The 895-nt window shown below is 67.3% G+C and carries 1 protein-coding gene; it reads right to left on the bottom strand.

All coding sequences use genetic code 11. The features are described from left to right. Nucleotides 1-25: 25 nt before the first annotated feature. On the bottom strand, nt 26-895 hold an 870-nt coding region (locus IMZ11_RS42665), incomplete at its 5' end, for a DUF2330 domain-containing protein (RefSeq protein WP_228649283.1).

Raw genomic sequence — 895 nt, 5'->3', positions numbered from 1 at the left:
CCGAACGCCTTCGCGACGAGGTCTCCTACCTCGCCTGACGGCGACCGCGGACCTTCAGCACCCGCACCAAGACAGCCACGGCACCGATGGCGGCGGCTACGTACAAGGCCAAACCGGTGACGTCGCCACGATCACGTTCGCGGTAGACCACCGCGCGATAGTCGTTGTCGGCCGCGGCGGGCGCGAAGGCGTAGTCGCCGTCGATCGACGCGGGGGAGTCGATCGTGTCGGTCCAACTGGTCAGGTAGTCACCAGCTTCGAGGTACGTGTTGAGCTCCGAGATGCGGCTCGAAATACGCCCGGCGAACTGCAAGGTCGGGTTACCCCCGGTTACCGGGAGCGCCGTCGGATCCATGCGGTGGCCGGCCAGCACATACAGGTCGACGGAGAGCGGATGCTGTGCCGCGCGGGACAGCCGCATCGGGTAGATCGCGGTGTCGGAGGCGAACGACAACCGCAATGGCTGCAGCTCCCCGGTGAGCGTCTGACCGGCCGCGTCGGGGAACAGCTGAACGGCCACGATCTCCCAGCCCTCCGCTACGTACGGCGCCAGGTCGTCGGCCAGGCTGGGCGGCTGTGCAAACCCCTTCTGGGTTAGCCATGTGGCCAGCGCATGAGGATCGGTCGAGGCCAGTCGCGTGACGTTGAACGGCCCGAGGCGCTGCTGGCTGCGCACGGTGACTCCGTCGGGAGCCGCGGCCATGACTAGGCCGTCCTGGCTTCCGGAGAACATCTGGGTCAGCCAGCCGAACGTCGGCCACCAGGAGTCGCGGTATTCGACACGGGGCGAAGAGAGTGCGGACAGTGCACTGAAGACCGCAGACTCTCCGAGCGTGACTTCGGCCTCCGTGGGCACCGGCATGATCCAGGCGGCTTTCGACGAGCTGCCCTGGAC

Origin of the sequence: Microtetraspora sp. AC03309 (genome assembly GCF_020826795.1) — a bacterium.
Taxonomy (GTDB): domain Bacteria; phylum Actinomycetota; class Actinomycetes; order Streptosporangiales; family Streptosporangiaceae; genus Microtetraspora; species Microtetraspora glauca.
The sequence above is the reverse complement of the archived record's forward strand: the minus strand, read 5'-3'. Positions and strand labels throughout refer to the sequence as shown.